The 21,733-nt window shown below is 76.8% G+C and carries 23 protein-coding genes and 1 tRNA gene; 11 read left to right on the forward strand and 13 right to left on the reverse strand.

Annotation, left to right across the window (positions count from 1 at the left end):
• Positions 1-16 precede the first annotated feature (16 nt).
• A complete protein-coding gene (locus K1J50_RS07730) occupies positions 17-1,504 on the reverse strand; it encodes an ATP-binding protein (protein WP_220117135.1) in 1,488 nt (495 codons plus the stop codon).
• Positions 1,505-1,545: 41 nt separating this feature from the next.
• The gene (locus K1J50_RS07735; protein ID WP_220117136.1) at positions 1,546-2,571 is read right to left on the reverse strand and encodes a penicillin-binding protein activator; all 1,026 of its coding nucleotides are present in this window, start codon (positions 2,569-2,571) and stop codon (positions 1,546-1,548) included.
• 248 nt (positions 2,572-2,819) lie between these two features.
• On the opposite strand from K1J50_RS07735, the gene rsmI reads away from it, so the two are divergent.
• Complete coding sequence (rsmI, locus tag K1J50_RS07740) at positions 2,820-3,665, forward strand: 16S rRNA (cytidine(1402)-2'-O)-methyltransferase (protein WP_408869364.1); 846 nt, start codon at positions 2,820-2,822, stop codon at positions 3,663-3,665.
• Positions 3,666-3,713: 48 nt separating this feature from the next.
• Here the strand turns inward: rsmI and K1J50_RS07745 are convergent, their stop codons facing one another.
• Both K1J50_RS07745 and K1J50_RS07750 read right to left on the reverse strand, forming a co-directional pair.
• Complete coding sequence (locus tag K1J50_RS07745; RefSeq protein ID WP_220117138.1) at positions 3,714-4,694, reverse strand: Bug family tripartite tricarboxylate transporter substrate binding protein; 981 nt, start codon at positions 4,692-4,694, stop codon at positions 3,714-3,716.
• A gap of 8 nt (positions 4,695-4,702) precedes the next feature.
• A complete protein-coding gene (locus tag K1J50_RS07750) occupies positions 4,703-5,776 on the reverse strand; it encodes an amino acid ABC transporter substrate-binding protein (RefSeq protein WP_220117139.1) in 1,074 nt (357 codons plus the stop codon).
• A gap of 153 nt (positions 5,777-5,929) precedes the next feature.
• Between K1J50_RS07750 and K1J50_RS07755 the strand changes: the two genes are divergently transcribed.
• Complete coding sequence (locus K1J50_RS07755; RefSeq protein ID WP_220117140.1) at positions 5,930-6,157, forward strand: hypothetical protein; 228 nt, start codon at positions 5,930-5,932, stop codon at positions 6,155-6,157.
• A gap of 66 nt (positions 6,158-6,223) precedes the next feature.
• Here the strand turns inward: K1J50_RS07755 and metW are convergent, their stop codons facing one another.
• Positions 6,224-6,850, reverse strand: a complete 627-nt coding sequence (gene metW / locus K1J50_RS07760; RefSeq protein ID WP_220117183.1) for a methionine biosynthesis protein MetW — start codon at positions 6,848-6,850, stop codon at positions 6,224-6,226.
• Between the two features lie 158 nt (positions 6,851-7,008).
• A complete protein-coding gene (gene metX, locus K1J50_RS07765; RefSeq protein WP_220117141.1) occupies positions 7,009-8,163 on the reverse strand; it encodes a homoserine O-acetyltransferase MetX in 1,155 nt (384 codons plus the stop codon).
• Positions 8,164-8,307: 144 nt separating this feature from the next.
• On the opposite strand from metX, the gene K1J50_RS07770 reads away from it, so the two are divergent.
• Genes K1J50_RS07770 through K1J50_RS07780 form a run of 3 tightly spaced genes read left to right on the forward strand, consistent with a single transcriptional unit; the run spans position 8,308 to position 11,216 of the window.
• Entirely contained in the window at positions 8,308-9,225 is a 918-nt protein-coding gene (locus K1J50_RS07770) for a chorismate mutase (protein WP_220117142.1), read from the forward strand.
• A gap of 4 nt (positions 9,226-9,229) precedes the next feature.
• Positions 9,230-10,336, forward strand: coding sequence for a histidinol-phosphate transaminase (gene hisC / locus K1J50_RS07775; protein ID WP_220117143.1), 1,107 nt, complete (start codon positions 9,230-9,232; stop codon positions 10,334-10,336).
• Complete coding sequence (locus tag K1J50_RS07780) at positions 10,329-11,216, forward strand: prephenate/arogenate dehydrogenase family protein (protein WP_220117144.1); 888 nt, start codon at positions 10,329-10,331, stop codon at positions 11,214-11,216. Before hisC ends, K1J50_RS07780 begins: the two co-directional genes overlap by 8 nt.
• A 219-nt stretch (positions 11,217-11,435) precedes the next feature.
• On the opposite strand, the gene K1J50_RS07785 is transcribed toward K1J50_RS07780, so the two are convergent.
• Positions 11,436-11,511: transfer RNA gene (locus tag K1J50_RS07785), tRNA-Ala, on the reverse strand.
• 149 nt (positions 11,512-11,660) lie between these two features.
• Here K1J50_RS07785 and K1J50_RS07790 point away from each other — a divergent pair.
• The gene (locus tag K1J50_RS07790; protein WP_220117145.1) at positions 11,661-12,392 is read left to right on the forward strand and encodes a CoA transferase subunit A; all 732 of its coding nucleotides are present in this window, start codon (positions 11,661-11,663) and stop codon (positions 12,390-12,392) included.
• 3 nt (positions 12,393-12,395) lie between these two features.
• Entirely contained in the window at positions 12,396-13,049 is a 654-nt protein-coding gene (locus tag K1J50_RS07795) for a CoA transferase subunit B (RefSeq protein WP_220117146.1), read from the forward strand.
• A 64-nt stretch (positions 13,050-13,113) separates the two neighbouring features.
• Here K1J50_RS07795 and K1J50_RS07800 read toward each other — a convergent pair whose 3' ends face one another.
• Positions 13,114-13,410 carry a hypothetical protein gene (locus K1J50_RS07800; RefSeq protein WP_220117147.1) on the reverse strand — a complete coding sequence of 99 codons (297 nt, stop codon included), beginning with the start codon at positions 13,408-13,410 and terminating at the stop codon, positions 13,114-13,116.
• A gap of 275 nt (positions 13,411-13,685) precedes the next feature.
• On the reverse strand, positions 13,686-14,675 hold the full coding sequence (locus K1J50_RS07805; protein ID WP_220117148.1) for a tripartite tricarboxylate transporter substrate binding protein: 990 nt from the start codon (positions 14,673-14,675) through the stop codon (positions 13,686-13,688).
• A gap of 237 nt (positions 14,676-14,912) precedes the next feature.
• On the opposite strand from K1J50_RS07805, the gene K1J50_RS07810 reads away from it, so the two are divergent.
• Both K1J50_RS07810 and K1J50_RS07815 read left to right on the forward strand, forming a co-directional pair.
• Complete coding sequence (locus K1J50_RS07810; protein ID WP_220117149.1) at positions 14,913-15,539, forward strand: tyrosine phosphatase family protein; 627 nt, start codon at positions 14,913-14,915, stop codon at positions 15,537-15,539.
• Positions 15,540-15,601: 62 nt separating this feature from the next.
• Positions 15,602-15,895: a hypothetical protein gene (locus K1J50_RS07815; protein WP_220117150.1), complete on the forward strand. Its 294-nt coding sequence runs from the start codon at positions 15,602-15,604 to the stop codon at positions 15,893-15,895.
• 39 nt (positions 15,896-15,934) lie between these two features.
• Here K1J50_RS07815 and K1J50_RS07820 read toward each other — a convergent pair whose 3' ends face one another.
• Positions 15,935-16,684, reverse strand: coding sequence for a helix-turn-helix domain-containing protein (locus K1J50_RS07820; RefSeq protein WP_220117151.1), 750 nt, complete (start codon positions 16,682-16,684; stop codon positions 15,935-15,937).
• Between the two features lie 304 nt (positions 16,685-16,988).
• On the opposite strand from K1J50_RS07820, the gene fixJ reads away from it, so the two are divergent.
• Positions 16,989-17,606 (forward strand): response regulator FixJ, encoded by a 618-nt coding sequence (fixJ, locus tag K1J50_RS07825; protein ID WP_220117152.1) that lies wholly within the window; start codon positions 16,989-16,991, stop codon positions 17,604-17,606.
• Between the two features lie 246 nt (positions 17,607-17,852).
• The gene (locus tag K1J50_RS07830; RefSeq protein WP_220117153.1) at positions 17,853-18,227 is read left to right on the forward strand and encodes a response regulator transcription factor; all 375 of its coding nucleotides are present in this window, start codon (positions 17,853-17,855) and stop codon (positions 18,225-18,227) included.
• Between the two features lie 31 nt (positions 18,228-18,258).
• Here the strand turns inward: K1J50_RS07830 and K1J50_RS07835 are convergent, their stop codons facing one another.
• The 3 genes from K1J50_RS07835 to phnE (K1J50_RS07845) all read right to left on the reverse strand — a co-directional run bounded on the left by K1J50_RS07835 (position 18,259) and on the right by phnE (K1J50_RS07845) (position 21,729).
• A complete protein-coding gene (locus K1J50_RS07835; RefSeq protein WP_255575048.1) occupies positions 18,259-19,824 on the reverse strand; it encodes a PAS domain-containing sensor histidine kinase in 1,566 nt (521 codons plus the stop codon).
• Positions 19,825-19,939: 115 nt separating this feature from the next.
• The gene (gene phnE, locus K1J50_RS07840) at positions 19,940-20,815 is read right to left on the reverse strand and encodes a phosphonate ABC transporter, permease protein PhnE (RefSeq protein WP_220117154.1); all 876 of its coding nucleotides are present in this window, start codon (positions 20,813-20,815) and stop codon (positions 19,940-19,942) included.
• The gene (phnE, locus tag K1J50_RS07845) at positions 20,812-21,729 is read right to left on the reverse strand and encodes a phosphonate ABC transporter, permease protein PhnE (protein WP_220117155.1); all 918 of its coding nucleotides are present in this window, start codon (positions 21,727-21,729) and stop codon (positions 20,812-20,814) included. Before phnE (K1J50_RS07845) ends, phnE (K1J50_RS07840) begins: the two co-directional genes overlap by 4 nt.
• Between the last annotated feature and the right edge of the window lie 4 nt (positions 21,730-21,733).

Raw genomic sequence — 21,733 nt, forward strand, 5'->3', positions numbered from 1 at the left:
CTCGGCGCGGGCGCGCCTACCCCGCCGCCGCGCCGGGCGCCGCGGGGGCGGCCGGCAGCCACACCCGGAAGGTCGCGCCCCGGCCTTCCTCGCTCTCGATCAGCAATTGGCCGCGGTGGCGGCTGACGATGTGCTTGACGATGGCGAGGCCGAGCCCCGTGCCGCCGGCGGCGCGGGAGCGGCCGCGGTCCACGCGGTAGAAGCGCTCGGTCAGGCGCGGGATGTGCTCGCGCGGGATGCCCGGGCCGTCGTCGGCCACGCTCAGCAGCACGCCGCCCGGCCGCGATGCGCCGCGGGGCGCCTCCGCCTGCGCCACGGCGAGGCGCACCGCGCCGCCCTCGGCGCAGCCGTGCCGCAAGGCGTTGTCGAGCAGGTTGCGCACCACCTGGGCGAGCTGCTCCGCATCCGCCGGCTCCGCCACCGCCGTCCCCTCCGGCGCCAGGTCGAGGGCGAGCGTCACCCGCCGCGCGGCGAAGAGCGGCGCCATCGCCTCGGCCTCGGCGCGCGCCAGCGCGGCGAGGTCCGCGCGGCCCGCGGGCGGCGTATGCTCCGTGAGCTCGATGCGGGTCAGGCCGAGCAGGTCGTCGATCAGCCGGCGCATGCGCTCCGCCTGCTCCGCCATGATGGCGAGGAAGCGCGCGCGCGCCTCCGCATCGTCCTCGGCGGGGCCGCGCAGCGTCTCGATGAAGCCGATCAGCGAGGCGAGCGGCGTGCGCAGCTCGTGCGAGGCGTTGGCGACGAAGTCGGCGCGCATGCGCTCGACCGCGCGCTCGCGCGTGCGGTCGGAGAGCACGACGAGGAGGCGCCCGCCGTCGGCGAGCGGCGGATCGAGCGGGATCGCCGTCGCCGCCAGCTCGCGCGCCACCGGCACGGGGAGGGTGAGGTCGGCGGCCTGCGCCTGTCCCGTCGCGGCCGCGCGGTGCACCGCCTCGGCCAGCACGGGATGCCGCAGCAGCGCCGCGACGTCGCCGGAGGCGCCCTGCGGGGAGGCGCCGAACAGGGCGCGCGCCGCGGCATTGGCGCGCAGCGGCGCGAGGGGGCCCGCGCCGCCGAGCACCAGCAGCGGATCGGGCAGGGCCTCGACGATCGCGACGTCGGCGCGGCGCAGCGCGGCGAGCTCGGCGCGGCGCTCCTGCATCTGCCGGGCGAGGCGCGCGAGGCCCTCGGCCAGTTCGCGCACCGCCGGCAGCAGCGGCGCCGCCGCGCCGGCGGGGCGGGGCGGGGCCGGGGCGCCGTCCTCCGCCTCCTCCGCGGCGGCCTCGCGCAGCGCCGCGGCAAGGCGCGCCAGGTCGCGGAGCAGGAGCCGGGCGAGCGCGGCGGCGGCAAGCAGCGTCGCCGCCAGCGCCGCGAGGCCCGGTCCCGGCGCCAGCCAGCCGCCGGCGAGCAGCACGAGCAGGGCCGCCGCGGGCGCCCCGCCGAGCAGCAGGGCGGTGCGCAGCCAGCGCCCGGCCGGGACGGGCGGGACGGACGGCGCGCGGCGCGGCGGGGGACGAGCCGGGGTCATGCCGGGCGCCGCCGCCTCCGCTCCGCGCGCGCCGCGCCGGCTCAGATCCCGGCCGGGCCCGGCGGGGCGGCCGGCTCCACCAGCCGCGGCGCGCCCGAGCCGTCGAAGGTGAAGACGGCGAGGCCGCGCGCCGTCTGCCCGCCGGGCAGCAGCCGGATCGGCCCGTCGGCGCCGAGGAACAGCTCGCCGGAGCCGAGCATCGGCGCCCCCCCGCCGCGGCCGCCGGCGACCGCCCGCGCGGCGATGCCGGCGGCGTCGTAGGCGACCGAGGCGAGGCGCGAGGGGGCCTCGTCGAAGGCCGCCTGGTAGCGCGCGACGAAGCCCGCCCGCGCCGCCGGGTCCGGCGCGGCGAACATCGCCCCCGCGAGCGCCGGATCCCGCGCCAGCGTCTCGTCCCCGAGCCACAGCGCGTGGCCGAGCAGGCGCGGCGGCGCGGCGAAGCCGGCGCCGGCGATCGCCGCGGCGGCCTGGCGGGCGCGCTCGCCGCTGTCGCCGACCAGCACCGCATCCAGCGCGCCGCCGGCGGCGTCGTGGAGCTGGCGCGCCGCGACGGCCAGGTCGCCGCGCGGCGCGTGCATCACCGCCACCGGCGGCGGCAGGGCGAGCTCCGCGGCCGCGGCGCGCGCGGACTGGGCGAGGCGGCGGCCGAACTCGTTCTCCGGCGCGAGCACGCCGATCCGCCGCGCGCCGCCGCCGGCGGCCGCCTCCATCACCCGGCGGACCTGCTGCTGCGGGGTGATGCCGAGCGTCCAGACGCCGGGCCCCGCCTGCGCCGCGTCGTTGGTCAGCGCCAGCATCGGCACGCCGGCGGCGCGCGCGGTGCCGGCCGCGGCGGAGGTCTCGCTCGCGGTCAGCGGCCCGACGAGGACGCGCGCCCCGCCCGCCACCGCCGCGCGGGCCGCTCCGGCGGCGCCGGCCGGGCTGCCGCCGGTGTCGTAGGGGACGAACTCGACGCTCCGGTCGGCCTGCTCGAACAAGGCGAGCTGCGCGGCGTTGAGCATCGCCCGCCCGAGCTGGGCGTTGCCGCCCGAGAGCGGCAGCAGCAGCGCGACGCGGCTGCGCGGCACCTCCGCCGGGCCCGGCGCGCCGAAGGGCGGGAAGCCGCCGAAGGGGCGCGGCGGGGCTTGCGGTGCGCAGGCGGCGAGGGCGAGAAGCGAGGCCAGCAGGACACGCCGCGCCGGCCCTCCGGCGCGGCACGGCAGCGCGGGGAGGGCCGGACGTGGCCGCGGCAGCAGCGGGCGGAGAAGACGAAGCGGGCGGCGAGGCAACGCGGCGATCGGGGACAAACGGGCCTCCTCCGGGGCTGCTGACGCTGGTGGCGACACCGATCGGCAATCTCGGCGACCTCTCGCCCCGGGCGCTGGAGGCGTTGCGGAGCGCCGACGCGGTGCTGTGCGAGGATACCAGGGTCACGGGCGCCCTGCTGGCAAGGCATGGCGTGTCCGTGCCCCTCGTCCCCTTGCACGAACACAACGAGGCGGCGCAAGTGCCGAGGGTGATCGGGCGCCTGGCGGCCGGGGAGAAGCTGGCGCTCGCCTCCGACGCCGGCACGCCGCTGATGAGCGACCCGGGGTATCGGCTGGTGCGCGCGGCGATCGCGGCCGGGCTGCCGGTGACCGCGGTGCCGGGGCCGAACGCCGCGGTGATGGCGGTGACGCTCTCCGGTCTGCCGCCGCACCCCTTCCTGTTCGTCGGCTTCCTGCCGGCGCGGGCGGCGGCGCGGGCGGCCGAGCTCGGCGGGCTGCGCGCGGCGGAGCGGGCGGGGCTGCGCGCGACGCTGGTGTTCTACGAGGCGCCGCACCGCCTAGCCGAGGCGCTGGCGGCGATGGCGGAGGCGCTGGGCGGCGACCGCCCGGCGGCGGTGGCGCGGGAGCTGACCAAGCGCTTCGAGGAGGTGCGGCGGGGGAGCCTCGCCGAGCTCGCCGCCTGGTACGCGCGCCACGAGGCGCGCGGCGAGGTGGTGGTGGTGGTCGGCCCGCCCGCGCCGGAGGCGCCGGCGGGGGAGGCGGAGCTCGACGCACGGCTGCGCGAGGCGCTGGCGGCAGGGATAAGCGTGCGCGACGCGGCGGCGGCGGTCGCCGCGGCGACCGGCGCGGCGCGCAAGGCCGTGTACCGGCGGGCGCTCGAGATCGCGCGCGCGGCGGCGGGCAAGGCGGGCTGAGGGCGGCCCGGCCGGCGCCTGGCGCCCGTCCCCCGCCCGGGCGCCGCGTCACTCGGCCGTCGCGCCGGAGGCGCGCACCAGCGGGCCCCAGGCCGCGATCTCGGCGCCGATGAAGGCCTCCGCCTCGGCGAGGAAGAGCCGGCCCGGCCGGGCGGCGGTCTCGGCGTAGCGCCGCGCCACGGCGGGCGCCGCCATCGCCTCGCGCAGCGCCGCGGCGAGGCGCTCGAGGACCGGGCGCGGCGTGCCGGCCGGGGCGGCGAGCCCGGCCCAGCCGTCGGCGACCACCTCGGGGAGGCCGAGCTCGGCGAAGGTCGGGATCCCGGGGAAGTCGGCGACGCGCGCGCCGGCGGTGACGGCGAGCGGGCGCAGCGCCCCGGCGCGGATGTTGGCCGCGGCCGAGGTCAGGCTGTCGATCACCGCCGGGACGACGCCGGCGATCGCGTCCGTCGCCGCCTGCGCGCCGCTGCGGTAGGGCACGGGCTGCAGCGCGATCCCCGCCGCCCGGGCGAGGCGGAGCCCGACCAGGTGCGGCAGCGAGCCCACCCCGCCGTGCGCGTAGGCGAGGCCCGGCGGGATGCGGGCACGGGCGATGAAGTCGGCCAGCGTCGCGTCCGGCTCGCGCGGGTTGACCAGCAGCAGGTAGGGCGTGCCCAGCATCAGGCCGATGTGGGCGAAGCTCCTCAGCGCGTGCCAGCCGAGCCGCTGCTCGCCGTAGAGCGCCGGCGCGACCGCGAGGCCGCTGACGGTCGAGACGAGCAGCGTGTAGCCGTCCGGCGCGGCGCGGGCGACGAGGCCGGTGCCGAGGGTGGCGCCGGCGCCGGGGCGGTTCTCGACGACGATCGCCTGGCCGAGGCGGCGGCCCATCTCCTCCGCAACCAGGCGGGCGATGAGGTCGGTGCTGCCGCCGGCGCCGAAGGGGACGATCAGGCGGATCGGGCCGCCCTGCGGCCAGGGCGGCCCCTGCGCGCGGGCGGCGGGGACGGCGGCGAGGGCGGCGGCCAGCGCGCCGCGCCGCGCAAGGGCCGGCACGGCGGGACTCAGCGCAGCGGCAGCGCGTATTGCAGCCCGCCGCGGGTCCAGAGGTCGTTCAGCCCGCGCTCCAGCCCGATCGGCGATTGCTTGCCGAGGGTGCGCTCGAACACCTCGCCGTAGTTCCCGACCTGGCGGATGATCTGGTAGGCCCAGTCCTCGCCGACGCCGAGGGCGCGGCCGAAGCCCGGGACGACGCCGAGGAAGCGCTGGATGTTCGGGTCCTGGCTGGTGCGGCGCAGCTCCTCGACATTGGCGCGGGTGATGCCGAGCTCCTCGGCCTCGACCATGGCGAAGTGCACCCACTGCACGAGGTCGCGCCACTGCTCGTCGCCGTGGCGCACCATCGGGCCGAGCGGCTCCTTGCTGATGCGCTCGGGCAGGATGACGTGGTCCTCCGGGCGGCCGCTCACCGCCGAGACGCGCAGCGCGGCGAGCTGCGAGGCGTCGGTGGTGACCGCGTCGCAGCGCCCGGCGTTGTAGGCCGGCAGCATCTCCTCGAAGGTGCCGCTGACCACGGGGTTGATGCGGATGCGCTCGCGCCGGGCGAAGTCGGCGAGGTTCAGCTCCGAGGTCGAGCCGGCGACGACGCAGACGCTCGCGCCGTCGAGCTGGCGCGCGCTGGTGACGCCGGCGGCGCGGCGGACCATGAAGCCCTGGCCGTCGTAGAAGTTCACCCCGGCGAAGTTGAAGCCGAGATTGGTGTCGCGCGTCAGGGTCTGGGTGACGTTGCGCGCGAGCACGTCCACCTCGCCCGACTGCAGCGCGACGAAGCGGGTCTGGTGGGTGGTGGGGACGAAGCGGACCCTGCTCGCGTCGCCGAACATCGCCGCGGCGATGGCGCGGCAGTATTCGGCGTCCAGCCCCTGGTAGGTGCCGCGGGCGTCGGGGGCGGAGAAGCCGGCGACGCCGGTGTTGACGCCGCAGATCACCTGGCCGCGGGCCTTCACCGCGTCGAAGGTCTGGCCCGCGGCGGCGGGCGAGGGCGCGGCGAAGGCGCCGGCGACGGCCAGCGCGGCGGCGGTGACGAGGCCGGCGGCGGAGCGGCGGCGGAGCGGCGGGCGGGGACGGGTTCGGTGCATGGGAGGCTCTCCTCGACCGCGCCGGAGCCTAGAGCCTCCCGCTTGCGGGGCGCCAGACCCTCAACGAGAAGTAGAAGAACCACGGACAAATACCTGCTTCACGGAACCGTGATCGCTGTGCGATCATGAACCCATGCACTCGGGAGTTGAATCATGAGCGCCTCGATCGCCCTGGATAAGCGGCGGGCCAGGCAGGTGGACCGCTCGGCGCTGCTGCTGATGCTGTCCTACATCGAGGCCGAATGCCGCCGGATCGGCGCGACCGCCGCCGCGGACCACGCGGCGCTGGCGGCCGCGCTGGTGCCCCCGGGGAACGGCGGGCGGGGGAGGACGGCGGCGACCGCCGCCCCGCGGCGGAGGGCGCGTGGCCGCCTGCATTGACCCTCGCGCCGCCGGGCCGGGCGGGGGCCCGGCCGGTGAGGCCGGCGCCCCTGTCCGCCCCGCGGCTCATCCCGGCCCCGGGGCTTCCCCCGGCCGGGCCTGGCGCAGCAGGAACAGGGCCTGCTCGCCGAACAGGTTGGCGAGCCAGACGGACCGCGTCCACGGCGCCTTGAGCCCGCGTTCGTCCGCCGCCAGCCAGCGCTCGACCACATAGCCGTCGAGCCGGCAGAGGGCGAAGAAGTCGCGGATCGTGCAGGGGTGGATGTTGGGCGTCTCGTACCAGGGGCGGTCCCAGGTCTCGGTCTCCGGCATCCGGCCGCCGACGAGCAGGCGCCAGCGCACCTGCCAGTGGCCGAAATTGGGGAAGCTGACGATGGCGTGCCGGCCGATGCGCAGCATCTGCCGCAGCACCTCGCGCGGCCGCTCCACCGCCTGCAGGGTGCGGGAGAGGACGACGTAGTCGAAGGCGCCGTCGGGGTAGAAGGCGAGGTCGGTGTCGGCGTCGCCGTGGATCACCGCGAGCCCCGCGGCGACGGCGCGGGTGGCGAGCGCCATGTCGATCTCGATGCCGCGGGCGTCGGCCCCCTTCTCGCGCGTCAGGTGCTCGATCAGGGTGCCGTCGCCGCAGCCGATGTCGAGCACGCGCGCGCCCGCGGGGATCATCTCCGCGATCAGGCGGAGGTCGAGGCGCATGTTCTTGGCGACGTAGCGGATGTCGGGGGGCGGGGCTTCGGGCATCGGGCGCCTGCGGGCGACGGGCCGCCTCCCTTAAGGCAGATCGCGGACGGCCGGAAGCGGCCCTGCCCTCGCGCGCGCCGGCGCCGCGGCGCCGCCGGGCCGCGGGCGCGGCCTCACACCCCCACCCGCTCCGCCGCCCCGCGCAGGAACCCCCCCAGCGCCCGGTGGAAGTCCGGCTCGTCGAGCAGGAAGGCGTCGTGGCCCTTGTCGGTCTGGATCTCGACGAAGCTGACGTTCGCCGCCGCCGCGTTCAGCGCCCGCACCAGCGCCCGGCTCTCGCTGGTCGGGAACAGCCAGTCGGAGGAGAAGCTCGCGACGAAGAAGCGCGTCCGCGTGCCGCGGAAGGCGTTGGCGAGGTCGCCGCCGTGCTCCGCCGCCAGGTCGAAATAGTCCATCGCCCGGGTGATGGTCAGGTAGCTGTTGGCGTCGAAGCGGCGCACGAAGGTCGAGCCCTGGTGGCGCAGGTAGCTCTCCACCTCGAACACGTCCTCGAGGAAGGTGAGCGCCGAGGCACCGCGCAGGCGGCGGCCGAACTTGCGCGTCAGCGCCTGCTCCGAGAGGTAGGTGATGTGCGCCACCATCCGCGCCACCGAGAGGCCGCGCGCGGGGACGCGCCCGGTCTCCCAGTAGCGCCCGCCGTTCCAGTCGGGGTCGGCGTGGATCGCGGCGCGGCCCACCTCGTGGAAGGCGATGTTCTGCGCCGAGTGGTGCGCGGCGGTCGCGATCGGCGCCGCGGCGAACACCGCCTCCGGATACTCCGCCGCCCACTCCAGCACCTGCATCCCGCCCATCGAGCCGCCGACGACGCAGAGCAGGCGCGCGATGCCGAGATGGTCCACCAGGCGCTTCTGCGCCCGCACCATGTCGCGGATGGTGACGCTCGGGAAGTCGGTCCCCCAGGGCCGGCCGAGCCCCCGCCCCTCGGAGTCCGTCATCTCCTCGCGCGGCCCGGTCGAGCCCATGCAGCCGCCGAGCACGTTGGCGCAGACGACGAAGAACCGCTCGGTGTCGATCGGCCGGCCGGGGCCGACCACGTTCTCCCACCAGCCGGGGCGGCCGGTGACCGGGTGCCGCTCCGCCACGTACTGGTCGCCGGTGAGGGCGTGGCAGACCAGCACCGCGTTGCTGCGCGCCGCGTTCAGCCGGCCGTAGGTGCGGTAGGCGACGGCGAGCGGCTTCACCACCGCCCCGCAGTCGAGCGCGAGGCCGTCGGCGAAGACGACGCGCTGGTGGTCCACCACCGGAAAGGGGGCGACGGCCTGGTCCATGGCGGGCCGCAGCAATAGGGCGCGCCCCGCGGAGGGGCAAGGAAAGGCGGCGCGGCGCGCGCCCGGCCGGGCGGGTGCCCGGCGGGCCCGGCTTGGCGGGCGGCGCGGCGGCGTCTATTGCTGCCCGCCCATTCCGCGCGCGCGATGTCACAGAGCCGATCACCCGAGTCCCCCGCCGCCGTCGCCCGGGCGGCGCCCGCGGTCCCGCCGGCCTCCGCCTCGCGGGAGCCGCCGTCCGCCCTCGATCTCGCCGCCCTCCGCGCCGAGCTCGACGCGCTCGACGACGCCCTGCACGACCTGCTGATGCGCCGCTTCGCCCTGGTCGGCCGGCTGGCGGAGAGCCGCGCCAAGGGCGACGGCCCGGCGCTGCGCCCGGGGCGGGAGGCGCAGATCCTGCGCCGCCTGCTCGCGCGCCATGCCGGGCCGATGCCGGCCGCCGCCCTGGTGCGGCTCTGGCGCGAGATCCTCGCCGCCTCCACCGCCCTGCAGGGGCCGTTCTCGGTCGCCGTCTTCGCCCCCTCGGCCGGCTCGGGCCATGCGCGGCTCGCGCGCGAGCACTTCGGCGCCGCGACCCCGATCCGCCCCCTGCCCACGCCGGCGCAGGCGCTCGCCGCCGTCGCCGCCGGCGAGGCCTCGGTCGCCGTGCTGCCGGCCCCGGAGGAGGAGGACACCCCCGAGGCCGCCTGGTGGACCAAGCTCGATTCGCCCCGCACCCAGGTGGTCGCGCGCCTGCCCTTCTACCGCCCGCGCTTCGTCGCGGGCGACCCGGAGGCGCTGGTCGTCTCCGTGCTGCCCGCCGATCCGACCGGGCGCGACCGCACGCTGATCCGGCTGGAGGCCGAGGCGGGGCAGAGCCGCGCGCGCCTCGCCGCCGCGCTCGCCGCCGCGGGGTTCGCGCCGCTCAGCCTGATGCTGCAGCGGGAGGGGGCGGCGACGCTGGCGCTCGCCGAGGTGGAGGGCTACCTCGCCGGCGATGCCGGGGCGCTGGCGCGGCTCGCCGCGCTGCCCTTCGCGCGGGCGCAGCTCCTCGGCGCCTACGCCGTGCCCGAGACCGGAGAGTGACGCGATGGCCGCGCCGAAGCCCCGCCCCTCGATCCTCGCCGTCGAGCCCTATGTCGGCGGCGAGGGGACGCTGCCGGGCGTGAACCGGGTGGTGAAGCTCTCCTCCAACGAGGGCGCCTTCGGCACCCCGCCCGGCGCGCAGGCGGCGATCGCGGCGATGGCGCGGGAGGCCCACCGCTACCCGGACGGCGGCGCGGAGGCGCTGCGCCAGGCGATCGGCGCCCGCTTCGGCCTCGACCCGGCGCGCATCGTGGTCGGCAACGGCTCGGACGAGCTGCTCGCCCTCCTGATCCTCGCCTATGGCGGCGAGGGGACCGAGCTGGTGATGTCCGCCCACGGCTTCCTGATGTACGAGATCACCGGCACCTGGGCCGGCTGCCGCGTCATCAAGGTGCCGGAGCGGAACCTGACCGCGGACGTGGACGCGATCCTCGCCGCCGTCGGGCCGCGCACCCGCCTCGTCATCCTCGCCAACCCCAACAACCCCACCGGGAGCCTGCTGCCGGCCGCCGAGGTGGCGCGGCTGCGCCAGGGCCTGCGCGAGGACGTGCTGCTGGTGCTGGATGCCGCCTACGCCGAGTACGTGACGCGGCCGGACTACGACCCCGGTGCCGCGCTGGTGGACGCCTCCGCGGCCGGCAACGTCGTGATGACGCGCACCTTCAGCAAGGTGTTCGGCCTCGGCGGCCTCCGGCTCGGCTGGGCCTACGCGCCGCCGGCGGTGGTGGACGTGCTGAACCGCGTGCGCGGGCCGTTCAACGTCAACGCCGCGGCGATGGCGGCGGGCATCGCCGCGCTCGCCGAGCCGGGCTGGGTGGAGCGGAGCGTCGCCCACAACACGGAATGGCGGGCGCGGCTGAGCGAGGGGCTGCGCGCCGCCGGCATCACCGTCTGGCCGAGCGAGGGCAACTTCGTGCTGGCCGATTTCGGCGCCCCGGCGCGGGCGCGGGCGGCGGATGCGGCGCTGCGCGCGCGCGGCCTGATCGTGCGCGCGATGGGCGCCTACGGGCTGCCGGGGTGCCTGCGCATCACCGTCGGCACCGCCGAGGAGTGCACGATGGTGATCGAGGCGCTGACCGCCTTCATGCGCGCCGGGCCCGGGCATGGCTGAGCCGCTGTTCGAGCGCCTGTGCCTGATCGGCGTCGGGCTGATCGGCAGCTCGATCGCTCGCGTCGCCCGCGCCCGCGGCGACATCGCGCGCTGCGTGGTGGCGAGCGCGCGGACCGAGGCGACGCTCCGGCGGGTGCGCGAGCTCGGCATCGCCGACGAGGTGGAGGCCGACCCGGCGCGCGCCGTGCGGGGCGCCGACGGCGTGATCCTCTGCGTTCCGGTCGGCGTCTATACGCAGGTGATGGAGGCGATCGCGCCGCACCTCGCGCCGGGCTCCGTGCTGTCCGACGTCGGCTCGACCAAGGGCAGCGTGCTGCGCGACCTGCTGCCGCTCACGCCCTCGACGGTGCACCTGGTGCCGGCGCATCCGCTGGCCGGCACCGAGCATTCCGGCCCCGACGCCGGCTTCGCCGAGCTGTTCCAGGGGCGCTACTGCATCCTGACGCCGCCGCCCGGCAGCGACCCGGTGGCGGTGGAGCGGATCGCCGAGCTGTGGCGCCGCTGCGGCAGCATCGTCGAGACGATGGACGCGGCGACGCACGACAAGGTGCTGGCGATCGTCTCCCACCTGCCGCACCTGATCGCCTTCACCATCTGCGGCACCGCCGACGATCTCGCCCAGGAGACGCGCGAGGCGGTGCTGAAGTACGCAGCCTCCGGCTTCCGCGACTTCACGCGCATCGCCGCCTCGGACGTGGACATGTGGCGCGACATCTTCCTCAACAACCGCGAGGCGGTGCTGGAGATGCTGGCGCGCTTCACCGAGGACGCGCAGGCCTTCGGCCGCGCCATCCGCTGGGGGCAGGCGGAGTTCATCGAGGACCGCATCCGGCGGGGCCGCAAGATCCGGCGCGGGCTGATCGAGCGCAAGCAGGCCTGAGGGCCTTGCGCCGGGCCGGCCCGCGGCCGTCGCGCGCGGCGGGCGCGGCCCCGCGGTCCGTCCCTCCGGGCTCCCGGCCGCCGGGCCCCGGCGCCTCTGCGCCCGCCGCCGGCGTGGGGGAGGGGGAACCACGGGCCGCCGAGCCCGCCGGCCGGACCACGGCACGGGCCGGAGCCGCTCAACCGCTCACGATGGCAGGAGAACCGCCGGGTGGGGGCATGGTGGAGCCAAGGGGAGTCGAACCCCTGACCTCGTGAATGCCATTCACGCGCTCTCCCAACTGAGCTATGGCCCCCCGGGAAGCGGGCGGCGATATAGCGCCGCGGGCGGCCTCCGGCAAGGCCCTTGACGACCCGCGCGCCCGCTCTCCTCCCGCCCTTCCCTCGCCCGCCCGGCGCGATTAGCTTGCGCCCACCCAGCAACCAGGGTGCGGAGGTGGGGCCGATGAAGAAGGTCTATCCGGACGCGAGGGCCGCGCTCGCCGGCCTGCTGCGCGACGGGATGACGATCATGTCCGGCGGATTCGGCCTCTGCGGCATCCCGGCGCTGCTGATCGAGGCGATCCGCGAGAGCGGCGTGAAGGACCTCACCGTCATCTCGAACAACGCCGGGATCGACGGCGTCGGCCTCGGCGTGCTGCTCGAGACGCGCCAGATCCGCAAGATGATCTCCTCCTACGTCGGCGAGAACGCGGAATTCGCCCGCCAGTACCTCGCCGGGGAGCTGGAGATCGAGTTCAACCCGCAGGGCACGCTGGCCGAGCGCATCCGCGCCGGCGGTGCCGGCATCCCCGCCTTCTTCACCCGCACCGGCGTCGGCACCGCGGTCGCCGAGGGCAAGGAGACGCGCGAGTTCGACGGCGAGATCTACGTGATGGAGCGCGGCCTGTTCGCCGACCTCGCCATCGTCCACGCCTACATGGGCGACACCGAGGGCAACCTCCGCTACCGCAAGACCGCGCGCAACTTCAACCCGATCATGGCGACCGCCGCCAAGGTGACGGTGGCGCAGGTCGAACACCTGGTGAAGCCGGGCGAGATGGATCCGGACTGCATCCACACCCCGGGCGTGTTCGTGAAGCGCATCATCCAGTGCCCGCCGGGCTACGAGAAGCGCATCGAGCAGCGCACGGTGCGCAAGCGCGAGCCGGCCGCCGCCGCCGGCGAGGAGGTCTGAGCCATGCCCTGGACCCGCGACGAGATGGCCGCCCGCGCGGCGCGCGAGCTCAAGGACGGCTTCTACGTCAATCTCGGCATCGGCATCCCGACGCTGGTCGCCAACCACGTCCCGCCCGGGATCAACGTGCAGCTCCAGAGCGAGAACGGCATGCTCGGCCTCGGCCCCTTCCCCTACGAGGGCGAGGAGGACCCGGACCTGATCAACGCCGGCAAGCAGACCATCACCGAGCTGCCGACCAGCTCCTACTTCGATTCCGCCCAGTCCTTCGCGATGATCCGCGGCGGGCACATCGATCTCTCGATCCTCGGCGCGCTGCAGGTGGCGCAGAACGGCGACCTCGCCAACTGGATGATCCCGGGCAAGATGGTGAAGGGGATGGGCGGGGCGATGGACCTCGTCGCCGGAGTCAAGCGCGTGGTGGTGCTGATGGAGCACACCGCGGGCGGCAAGCCGAAGCTGCTCCGGCGCTGCACCCTGCCGCTGACCGGCGCGCGGGTGGTCGACCTGGTGATCACCGACCTCGGCGTGTTCGAGATCGCGCGCCGGGGGCCGGAGCGGATGCGCCTGATCGAGCTCGCCCCCGGCGTCACCGAGGCCGAGGTGCGCGCCAGGACCGAGGCGGACTACGAGGTGGCGCTCGCCGGGGCCGCGTAGGCGGCGGCCGCCCCCTGCCCCCGCCCGCGGGCGGGGACAGGCGGGCGAGCCGGGCCGGGTGCCCTCAGCGGCGGGCCTTGGCGAGCGTCAGGCGCCAGGCGCAGTCGCCGCCGCGGACCTCGCCGGTGAAGCGGTTGCCCGCGATCCGGCCGCGGCCGGTCCCGTTCGCCGAGGCCAGCGCCAGCGTGCCGTCCGCCGCCACCGTCCCCTCGAGCGGCGCCGCGCGGCCGCTGCCGGCGGTGAGCGAGGCCTGCCCGTTGCGCACCGTCAGCGTCGCCGGCAGCGTCCGCCGCGTGCACATCGCCGAGGCGCGCGAGGTGCGGGTCGCCGTCCCGGTGTAGCGCCCGTCGTAGCGCGTCACGGGCAGGGGCGGCGGGGGCGGCGGGGCCGGCTGCACCCGGCGTTGGCCGGCGGCGGCGCGGGCTGCTCCGCGCAGGCGGCGAGCGCCGCGCAGCAGGCGGCGATGGCGAGCAGGAGGTGCGGTCTGGGCATCGGGCGGTCCCCGCTTGGTGTTGGCATCCGCCGGCCGGCGCCGGCGGGCGGCCGTCGCGCCGCGCGCCGGGCACGGCCGCGAGGGCGCGGCAAGGCTACGGGCCTGGGGCGGCAAGGCCCGGCCGCGGCGGGCCTGCCGTCCGGTCAGTCGGCGCGGATCCCGGCGTCGCGGACCACCCGCTCCCACTTCGCCAGCTCGGTCTCGAGGATGCGCCGGAACTCCGCCGGCCCGGCGTCGCGCGGATCGAGGCCGGCGCCGGCGATCCGCTCGCGCACCGCCGGCGCGGCCACCGCGGCGGCGATGTCGCGGTGCAGCGCCGCGAGGACCGGCGCGGGCAGCTGCGCCGGCCCGAGGAAGCCGTACCAGGCGCCGACCTCGAAGCCGGCATGGCCCAGCTCGGCGACGGCCGGCAGCTCCGGCAGCTCGCGCCAGCGCTCGAGGCCGGTCGCGGCAAGGCCGCGCAGCCGGCCGGCGCGGACCTGCTGCGTCGCGACCGTCGCGTTGAGGAAGGAGCACTGCACCTGCCCCGACAGCAGCGCCGTCATCGCCGGCGCCGAGCCGTTGTAGGGCACGTGGGTGAAGGCGAACCCCGCCGCGGCGCCGAGCAGCGCGGCCGCGAGGTGGGAGGCGTTGCCGACACCGGCCGACCCGACCGTGACGCCGCCCGGCTGGCGCCGCGCCAGCTCCAGGAACTCGGCGAAGCTGTTGGCCGGCACCGCGGGATGCACGACCAGGATCATCGGGTGGTAGGCCACCTGCAGGATCGGCGTGAAGTCGCGCACCGGATGGTAGGGCAGGCGCGGCATCAGCGGCGGGTTCATCACATGCGCCGAGGCGGCGAGCAGCAGCGTATGCCCGTCCGGCGCGGCGCGGGCGACGTGCTCGGCGCCGATCGCGGCGCCGGCGCCGGGGCGGTTCTCCACCACTACCGGCTGGCGCCAGGCGGCGAACAGCCGCTCGGCGACCGCGCGGGCGATGATGTCGCTCGGCCCGCCGGCCGCGTAGGGGACCACGATGCGCACCGCCCGCCCGGGAAAGCCTTCCTGCGCGCGGGCCGGGCGCGCCGCGGCGAGGGCGGCGCCGGTTCCGGCGGCGAGCAGCGGTCGGCGGCGGATTCCGGGGCGCCGTGTCACGGTGGGTTTCCTCCCTGCCGGCGCGCGACTATGGCACGGCGCGGCGCGGCGCGCAGCGGTCCCCGGGGCGGCCGGGCTCCGCGCCTGGCCTGCCCGCCGCCGGCGGCGGCCGGCGGCGCGGCGCGGGGGTTGTGGCGGCGCCGCGCGTGGACCCATGTCGTCCGTGACCGGGACACACGCCCCCGCCACGGCCGCCGTCGCGGGGGCGCGTCCCTTCGGGCAGCCCGCGGAGCAGGCATGACCGGATTCCCCACCGCCTTCGGGCTCACCATCTGCGGCATCGAGGAACTGGGCGCGCAGTGCGCCGCCGGCCCGAGCCACGTGCTGTCCATCCTCGATCCGGACTGGCCCGTGCCGGCGGCGTTCGGCGGCTTCGCCGCGCACCGCCGGCTGGAGCTGCGCTTCCACGACGTCATCGAGGACCTGCCCGGGACCGCGCCGCCGCGCCCCGGGCACGTGCGGGAGATCCTGGCCTTCGGCCGCGATCTCCTGGCCGGACCGGCGCCGGCCGCGCATCTGCTGGTCCACTGCCATGCCGGGGTGTCCCGCTCCACCGCGGCGATGGCCCTCATCCTGGCGCAGGCGCTGCCGGACCTGCCGGCCGGCCGGATCCTCGGCGAGATCCTGCGCATCCGGCCCCAGGCCTGGCCGAACCTGCGCCTGCTGGAGCTGGGCGATGCCCTGCTCGGCCGGCGCGGCGAGATGGTTGCGGCGGCGGGCGAGGTCTATCGCCGGCAGATCGCGCTGTTCCCGGGGCTGGCGGAGCAGATGGAGCAGGGGAGGCGCGGCCGGGAGGTGGCCGTGGCCCTGGGCCGGCGCGCGGCCTCCTCCGCGGCGCAATCGCCCGCCGGCGCGGCGCGTTGAGAGGGTGCCGGCCGCGGCCCGGCGCGCGCCGGGCGGAGCACGGACGGACAGGGGAGCGGTCCATGCCGACGGAGGACGACCTCGACGAGTTGCGCGGCGAGATCGTCGCGCTCGAGACCGCCCTCGCCGCCGCCTTCGGCGAGATCGCGGCGCTGCGCGCGGCGATCGAGGGCGGCGGGGTGGAGGTGGCGCAGCGCGCGACGGAGGACATGGCGGCGCAGCTCGAGGGCGCGCTCCTGCGCGGCGTCCTCGGCGCGGAGGCGGCCGGGCGTCCGGCCGCGGCGGCGGGGTTCGAGCGGCGCATGGAGCTCATCGCCCACGCCCTGCGCAACGCGATCGCCTTCCGGGATCGCTGAGTGCCCGCGGCGGCCCCCGCGGCCGGCGCGGGCGCGCCGTCAGTGGCGGGTGACCGCGCCGAAGCGCGCGAGCGCCGCGGGGTCGCGGATCTCGATGCCGCAGCGGGTCGGCGCGATCGCCCCCGTGCGGCAGAGCCGGGCCATGGTGCGCGAGACGGTCTCGATGGTGAGGCCGAGATGGTCGGCCATGTCGGCGCGGGTCATCGGCAGCGCCACCGGCCCCTGGCCGTCCTGCGCGGCGCCGCGCCGCGCCATCTCGAGCAGGAAGGCGGCGACCCGCTCGCCCGCCGACTTGCGGCCGAGGAGGAACATCTTCTCGTGCGCCCGGCGCAGGCTGCGCAGCGTGAGGTCGCGCAGCCGGCGCGCCAGCGCGCCGTTCTGCTCCGCCAGCGCCTCCACCGCGCGGCGCGGGTAGCAGACCACGACCGTGTCGGTCAGGGCCTCGGCCGTGAGGTGGTGGGTGTCGAGCGCATCGAAGCCGAACAGGTCGCCGGGAAGCAGGAACTCCGCGATCTGCCGCCGGCCGTCCTCGTCGAGGCCGACGGTGCGCACGCAGCCGCTGACGATCCGGTAGCAGAAGCGCGCCGGGTCGCCGGCCGCGTAGAATTCGTGGCCGCGGCGCACGGCGCGGCGGGTGCCGAACTGGTCGAGCAGGTCGAGCCCGTCCTGCGGCGCCTGTCCGTCCGCCGGCCGCGTCGTCGGCGTCGTCCGCAGCCCGTTCCCGATGGCGGCGCGGGCGCCGTCGGGAAGCCGGTTCGCCGGGGTCGCCTGTGCCTGCCGAGCCTGCATCGTTTTCCCCTCCGAATTCCGACGTTTGATGTCCGGTTGGTCCGGTCCGCATGTATGGAGGGCGGAGGGGCGCCGAAATTCGGGGTTGCCCGTAAGGGGAATCCCGTAGCCGGCGCGCCGGCCGGGGGACGAGGCGCGCCGCCTCGCGGCCCGACGGCGGGCGGCGCGCTGGACCGGCGCGGGGCCTTCGGCTATCCCGAGCGAGCCCGTCGGGAATGGCGGTCCGTCGGCGCGGCGGCCGCAGGTGGCGCAGGGATCGGAGGGGCGGCGGGTGGACGTTCTGGCTGAGCGGGGGGCTGTTCCGATGGCTGACGACGCCGCCGTCCACGTCATTGACGACGACGACGCGGTCCGCGATTCGCTCGCCTTCCTGTTCGCCTCCGCGGGGCTTCCGGCGCGCACCTACGACACCGCCGAGGCCTTCGTCGCCGTCGCCGCGGGCCTGCGCGCCGGCTGCGTGCTGACCGACGTGCGCATGCCGGGCATGGACGGGCTCGAGCTGCAGCGTCGGCTGCGGGAGATCGGCCTGAGGCTGCCCGTAATCGTCATGACCGGGCACGCCGACGTGCCGATCGCGGTCCAGGCGCTCAAGGCCGGTGCCGCGGACTTCATCGAGAAGCCGTTCGACGACGAGGCGCTGCTCGCCGCCGTCCGCGCCGCCCTCGACGCCGACCGGGAGGCGCGGGCGCGCGAGGCCGAGGTCGAGGAGATCGCCGCGCGTCTCGCCATCCTCACGCCGCGCGAGCGCCAGGTGCTCGAACGGCTGGTGCTCGGGCAGCCGAACAAGATCATCGCCTACGAGCTCGGCACCAGTCCGCGGACGGTCGAGGTCCATCGCGCGCGGGTGATGGACAAGATGCGTGCGCGCAGCCTTTCCGAGCTGGTGCGCATGGCGCTGCGCGTCGGCATCGCCGTCGGCTAGAAGCGGATCGCGGACGGCCGGAACCGAGGGGAAGCGCGAATCGGCTCGACGGACGACGGGCCGAGGCCGCCTCCGCCCGCCGGCGGCCCCGGCCATGCCGGCGGCGCCGCGTCGCCTCCGGCCGCCTTGTGCCGTCCGCGCCCGCGCCGGGGCACTGATCCAGGTCAAGGCACAATGATCCGTCCCGGCCTACAAGGTCCGCGTGCCTGAACGCGTTCCTGCCCGCCGCCGGGTCCGGGTGCCCCGATGACCAGCCAGGCTCGCCGCGTGATCGCGGTCGTGGACGACGATCCGGGCGTGCGCGCCTCCCTGCGCTTCCTGCTCGAGACCGCCGGGCACGTGGTGGAGACCTACGACTCCGGCGTCCGCTTCCTGGCCGAGGCGGACCCCGCCCGGATCGCCTGCCTGGTGCTCGACCAGCAGATGCCGAGCCTCGCCGGGCTCGACCTGCTGGCGCGGCTGCGCGCGGCGGGCGTGACCACGCCGGCGCTCCTGATCGTGAGCACGCCGGCCGCCGCGGTCGCCCGCCGCGCCGCCCAGCTCGGCGTCCGCCAGGTGCTGGAGAAGCCGCTGGCGCAGGACGACCTCCTCGCCCGGATCGCGGCGGCGACGGCGGCCTGACGGGGCGGCCGGGGCGCCGCCCGGGCGCGGCTCAGTCGGGATCGGTCGCGAGCGGCGCGGCAGGCAGGGTGAAGCGGAACACGGTGCCGGCCCCCTCGGGGTTGGGCTCGGTCCAGATGCGCCCGCCATGGGCCTCGACGATGGTGCGGCAGATCGAGAGGCCCATGCCGAGGCCGTGCGTCTTGGTCGAGACGAAGGGCTGGAAGAGCTGGGCCGCGACCTGCGGCGTGAGGCCCGCGCCGGTGTCGGCGACGCTGAACAGCGCCGCCGCGCCCCCTTCCGCCGGCGCCGGGGCGACGGCGATGACGAGCTCGCGCCGCGGGGTCTCGCGCATCGCCTCGAAGGCGTTGCGGATCAGGTTGAGCAGCACCTGCTGGATCTGCACGCGGTCGGCGAGGACCCAGGGCGTGTCCGGATCGAGGCGCATCCGCACGTGGACGCCCCGCTCCTTGACCCCGACCAGGGCCAGCGCGCTCGCCTCCTCCGCCAGCTTGACGGCGCTCTCCGGCCGCCGCTCGGTCTCGCCGCGGGCGACGAAGTCGCGCAGGCGGCGGATGATCTGCCCGCTGCGCAGCGTCTGCTCGGCGGCCAGCGCCAGCGCCTGGCGCGCCCGCGCCAGCTCGGCCCCGCTCTCGCCCGCGGCCGCCGCGCCGTCGAGCAGCCGCTGGCAGGCGCGCAGGTAGTTGGTCGTCGCGGTCAGCGGCTGGTTCAGCTCGTGCGCGAGGGCGGCCGCCATCTGCCCCATCACGCTCACGCGCGAGACGTGGAACAGCTCGGCCTGCAGCTCGTGCATCCGGGCCTCGGTCTCCTGCCGCTCGGTGACGTCGCGCACGAAGCCGGTGAAGAGGCGGCGCCCGGCGCTCTTCACCTCGCCCACCGACAGTTCCATCGGGAAGGTGCTGCCGTCGCGGCGCTGCCCGACCACGAGGCGGCCGATGCCGATGATCCGCCGCTCCCCGGTCCGGAGGTAGCGCTCGATGTAGGCGTCGTGCGCGTCGCGGTAGGGCGGGGGCATCAGCATGCTGACGTTGCGCCCGCGCACCTCGGACTCGGCGTAGCCGAAGAGGCGCTCCGCCGCGGCGCTGAAGGACTGGATCAGCCCGCGCTCGTCGATGACGACCAGCGCGTCCGGGATGGTGTCGAGGATCGAGCGCAGGAGCGCCTCGCGCTGCGCGAACGCCTCCTGCGCCTGCCGCGTCCCGGTGAGGTCGTCGTGCAGGACGACGGCGCCCTCGGGCCGGCCCGGGACGCGCGGGACGGCGCGGATGCGGAACCAGCGCCGCGCGCCGGCGGCGGGATACTCCAGGGCGAACTCCCCGCCCCGGCCGGCGAGCGCCTCGCGCAGGCCGGCGGCGATGGCGCGCGCCACGTCCGGCGCGACCGCGCCGGACTCCGCGCAGGCCTGCAGGTAGTCCGCGCCCGGCCCGGAGCAGGCGCCCGCGAAGGGCGCGCCGGCCTCGGCCAGGCGGCGCCAGGCCGCGCTCACGGCGAGGACCCGGCCGTCCGGGCCGAGCAGCGCGACCGGCATCGCCAGCGCATCGAGGATCGCGGCCTCGGCCTCGCCGGCGGAGGGGCGGGCTTGGTCGTTCTCGGGCATGGGCTGCGGCGCGGGCTCCGGTCGGGCGAGGGGGCTCGGTGGTCCGCGTCCACTTTCGCCCTCCCGGCGCGCGCGCTCAAGCGGGCGCGCGGGGGCGGCGGCCCCGGCGACGGCGTCAGGCCTGCGCCGCGGCCGGCCCGCCGATCAGGCGGCGGCGCAGGCGGGCGGAGAGCGCGTCGATCGCGGCCACCGTGACGATCAGGAGGAGGATGATGAAGGCGACCTCGTCCCAGTGGCGCACGCGGATCCGCTCGGCGATCTGCAGCCCGATGCCGCCCGCGCCGACCACGCCGAGGACGGCGGCGGAGCGCACGTTGCTCTCGAAGAAGTAGAGCGCCTGGGCGAGGATCACCGGCGCCACCTGCGGCAGCAGGCCGAAGCGGAGCTGGGCGAGGCGCCCGCCGCCGACGGCGGCGATGCCCTCGACCGGGCGGCGGTCGGCGTTCTCGATCGCCTCGGCGTAGATCTTGGCGAGCACCGCGACGTCGGCGCTGGCGACGGCGAGCACGCCGGCGAGCGGCCCGAGCCCCACCGCGCGGACATAGGCGAGCGCCCAGACGAGCTGGTCCACCCCGCGCATCCCGTCGAACAGCCGGCGCAGCGAGAAGCGCAGCAGCCCCACGGTCAGCACGTTGCGCGCGCCGAGCGCGCCGAGCGGCAGCGCCAGCACCGCCGCGAGCAGCGTGCCGAGGAAGGCCATGGCGAGGCTCTCGCCGAGGCCGCGCAGGATCTCCGCCCACTGCTCGCCGGGCGAGGGCGGGACCATCAGGCGCAGGATCGTCGCCAGTCCCGACAGGCCGTTCCACAGGCGACCGGGGGAGAAGCCGAAATGCCAGAGCGCCCAGGCGAGCCAGGCGAGGAAGGCGGCGCCGAGCGCCCGGTGCAGCGCCCGCCGCGCCGGCGGCGGGGCGAAGGCGCGCGGCATCCGCGCCCGCCACGCCGCGACCTCGGGCGCCGGCGCGAGGGCGGGGCGACGGGCCGTGCCGCTCATCGCGGCGCGCTCCCCATCGCCCCGATCACCGCATGGCGCAGGCGCTCCGAGGCCAGGTCCACGCAGGCGACGGCGAGGATGATCAGCAGCATGATGGCGCTGACCTCCTCGTAGTAGTTGGAGGCGATGGCAGCGTAGAGCTCCTCGCCGATGCCGCCGGCGCCGACGAAGCCGATCACGCTCGCCGAGCGCAGGTTGATCTCGAAGCGCAGCAGGCCGTAGCTGAGGAGGTTCGGCAGCACCTGCGGCAGCACGCCGAAGCGGCAGGCCTCGGCCCAGGTGCCGCCGGCGGCGCGCACCCCCTCGAAGGGGCGGAGATCGGCGTTCTCGATCGCCTCGGCGAACAGCTTGCCGAGCGCGCCGGTGCTGTGCAGGGCGATCGCCAGGATGCCGGCCAGCGGCCCGACGCCGAAGGCCCAGACCAGGATCAGCGCCACCACCAGCTCCGGCACCGTGCGCAGCGCCTCGAGCGAGCGCCGCGCGAGGTGGAAGGCGAGAGGGCCGGGCGCCAGGGTGCGCGCCGCCGGGAAGGCGAGCGGCACCGCGGCGGCGAAGCCGAGCAGGGTCGCCAGCGCCGCCATCTGCGCCGTCTCCCACAGCAGCAGCGCCCAGGAGTCGAGGCGGTAGAACCAGAAGGCGAGGCTGCCCTCGGTCTCGGCCGAGGCGAACAGGACCTCCCACCGCAAGGCCGGCAGGATGCGCCGGAAGTACTCGCCGATCCGCGGCAGCCCGGCGCGGAGCGTCGCCGGGTCGGCCTCGGCGACCCAGGCGGAGAGGAGGAGGCAGGCGAGCAGGATCGCCGCCCCGAGCAGCCGCGCGCGCCGCCGGCGGCACCGCGCCGCGCGGAAGGCGGCCTCGCCGCGCGCGACGGCGGCGGAGACCCCGGCGGCGGTCGTCGCGGCCCCCGCCCGCATCGGC

Source organism: Caldovatus aquaticus (assembly GCF_019458025.1).
GTDB classification, from domain to species: domain Bacteria; phylum Pseudomonadota; class Alphaproteobacteria; order Acetobacterales; family Acetobacteraceae; genus Caldovatus; species Caldovatus aquaticus.